Consider the following 2737-nt stretch of genomic DNA (forward strand, 5'->3'; position numbering starts at 1 on the left):
GTGATAAATCATATTACTTTGTTGCAATTATCTTTTTCTACGAGGTGCTGTAATAGGGCGATCTACCACTTTATAAGTTGGTAATAAATTGTTAGCGTATAAATACGTTAATTTTCTATTATAGTAAATAATAAAGATAATAGTAATAATATTAGATACTATATAGTATAAAATTAATCCTGATGGTAAGAATAAGAAGAAAACGATGAAGATATATGGCATCATTTTCATAATTTTTCTTTGTAATGGATCCATATTCTCTGGCATAGGTGTTAGAGAGAACATAAAGATCATTGTTAAACCATTAAGGATAGGTAAAATAAAGTATGGATCAGCTTGGCTTAAGTCATGAATCCATAAGAAAGATTGGTGTCTTAGATCCACCGCTTCATTCATGAGGTAGAATAAAGCTAAGAAGATAGGCATTTGAATTAATGCTGGGAAACAACCTGTAAATTGAGAAGCACCGTATTTTTTAAATACTTTTTGGGTCTCAGTTAAGCGTTTCATGCGATCTTCGCCAGCACGTTCATTTGCAGCCGCTAATTCAGGTTGAATAACACGCATTAGTGCTTGATTTCTAAATTGTAATCTTGAAAGTGGCGAAATAATAATACGCACTACTAGAGTTAAAGCAATAATTGTTAATCCCCAGTTACCAATAAATGAATGCAAGAATTGCATTAATTTAAATAAAGGTAATGAAAGGAACCATGCCCAACCATAGTCTACAACTAAGTCTAAGTCTGGAGCTACAGTTTCTAATTGATCTTGTAGTTTTGGACCAATCCAGTAAGTATCATTAAAAGTAACAGTAGAGTTAGGATCAACATTTGTTGTATGCGCAAGAGTATTTATAATGTAATTACCATTGCTATATTGAGTGTAGATGTCAAATCCATTCTCACTCTTAGGAGCATAAGCTGTTACGAAAAAGTGTTGTGAGATAGCAGTCCAACCTTTAGAGGTCGAAATTCTTTTAAAATCGTTATCTTCAATATCACTATTTGAAATTTTATCGTAGTTATCACTATCTGTAGAGATAACTAAACCAGCATAAGATTGATTAGTTCCATACACATTTGAACGACTAAATAAAGATGGAGCTGGTGCTGGACGATAAACAAATGAAGCGTAAGGAGCTACTGATATTGTTTTTGCAGTCTCATTGTGTACTTGATAATTAACTAAAACTTTATAGCCATCAACAGTAATAGTTTTATTGTAAGTTACTCCGTCTTTGGTATAAGTTAAAGTTACAGAATTATTGCTTTGTGAAGCTACTGCATAATCGGCACGAGTTGAAGCTGAATCAGTACCACCTTCACCTGCAAGACCATTTACAATTCTTAAATAATCATCAGGATTATTTGAAAGTAAAGTTAAAGGTGTTTTATCTTCAATTGTACGATCATATTTTAGTAGTTCTGCACCAATGAAATCACCTGTTTTTGCGTTGATAGTAAGTTTTAACACATCATTACTGATTGATAAAGCATTAGCTGTATCTATACCAGTACCAAGATTGTTTGGATCATGTGTAGCTACTACCGAATCACTTTCTGGCTTTGGTGCTGTGTCTTGAACATAAGCTTGAAATAATAAAAAGCTTAGTACGGCTAAGACAATAAAAAGGATTCCCCTAGTCTGATTCATTATTTTTTCACTTTTTTGTTATTAAAATGATGTGGAACGGGATCTATTCCACCGATACCTAAAGGATTGCAACGCAATATCCGCCAAATTGTCAAAAGTCCACCATAAAAAAATCCATGGTGTTTGATTGCAATTTTTCCATATTGAGAGCAAACAGGGTGAAATCTACACTTTCCTGAACCTAAGAGAGGACTCAGAAAAAGTTGGTAGAACTTTATAAGTGTAAAAGCTATCTTTTTCACGATCAAAATCCATCAAATTAATGGCAAAATTTATCGAGTTTAAGTAACTTAATCGGGATAGATCTAAAGAATAAGATGTAGTAAAAACTTTTTAGATTATATAATAATTTAGAAAAAAAAACAATTTAACCAAAGAAGTTAAGGTTAAAGTTTGAGGGTAAGGTTATTTATTTTTTCTTTTCGTGATAAAGTCGTGCAAAGTTTTAAAACTCTTGTCTAATTCAGCAAAAAGCTGAGCATTATCTATAGAGGTTATATGGCTACGAGCAAAGAATAAGATATCTACAGGAAGATACTTATGTTGATTTAAACGAAAGTATTCACGTACAATTCTTCGTACTCTATTACGGTCATGAGCTAATTTAATATTTTTCTTAGCGATAATCATGCCTAATCTTGATTCTTCTAGATTATTTTCTACTCCTAAAATTGAGAAGTTTTTTGAAGCATAGCGAAAACAATTTTTTTTAGAGATTGAAGCAAGATCCTGACCATAAAGACGATGATCTTTAGTAAATTTATATGTTTGATTTTCTTTACGCACAGGTATAATCTTCAGTTATTTTCAATTTTAAAATAAAAAAAATGATATTAAAGAAGCCTTTAATACCATTTTTTTTATAATTATATTTTGTCTAGACTCAGTATTAAGCTGATAATACTTTACGGCCTTTAGCACGACGACGTGATAATACTTTACGACCGTTTTTAGTAGACATACGTTTACGGAAACCGTGATCACGTTTACGTTTTAAAACTGATGGTTGATAAGTTCTTTTCATTTTAATTCTCTAATATTTTTATTTTTATAAAATCTGAATAGATCTTATATTATAAAA

Annotated in this window: 4 protein-coding genes; all 4 read right to left on the reverse strand. The window is 31.2% G+C overall.

Annotated features, from left to right (window positions below; translation table 11 throughout):
* Positions 1–27: 27 nt before the first annotated feature.
* The 4 genes from yidC to rpmH all read right to left on the reverse strand — a co-directional run bounded on the left by yidC (position 28) and on the right by rpmH (position 2680).
* Positions 28–1656, reverse strand: coding sequence for a membrane protein insertase YidC (gene yidC, locus CKF59_RS06325; RefSeq protein ID WP_119535104.1), 1629 nt, complete (start codon positions 1654–1656; stop codon positions 28–30).
* The gene (gene yidD, locus CKF59_RS06330; RefSeq protein WP_119535105.1) at positions 1656–1898 is read right to left on the reverse strand and encodes a membrane protein insertion efficiency factor YidD; all 243 of its coding nucleotides are present in this window, start codon (positions 1896–1898) and stop codon (positions 1656–1658) included. Before yidD ends, yidC begins: the two co-directional genes overlap by 1 nt.
* A 163-nt stretch (positions 1899–2061) precedes the next feature.
* A complete protein-coding gene (gene rnpA, locus CKF59_RS06335) occupies positions 2062–2442 on the reverse strand; it encodes a ribonuclease P protein component (protein WP_245959284.1) in 381 nt (126 codons plus the stop codon).
* 103 nt (positions 2443–2545) lie between these two features.
* Positions 2546–2680: a 50S ribosomal protein L34 gene (rpmH, locus tag CKF59_RS06340; RefSeq protein ID WP_119497398.1), complete on the reverse strand. Its 135-nt coding sequence runs from the start codon at positions 2678–2680 to the stop codon at positions 2546–2548.
* Positions 2681–2737: the final 57 nt, after the last annotated feature.

Origin of the sequence: Psittacicella gerlachiana (genome assembly GCF_003585965.1) — a bacterium.
Lineage (GTDB): Bacteria > Pseudomonadota > Gammaproteobacteria > Enterobacterales > Psittacicellaceae > Psittacicella > Psittacicella gerlachiana.

Excerpts from the sequence above, each read along its gene's own strand:
- rpmH (WP_119497398.1), bottom strand. The coding sequence starts at position 2,680 with ATGAAAAGAACTTATCAACCATCAGTTTTAAAACGTAAACGTGATCAC.
- yidC (WP_119535104.1), bottom strand. The coding sequence starts at position 1,656 with ATGAATCAGACTAGGGGAATCCTTTTTATTGTCTTAGCCGTACTAAGC.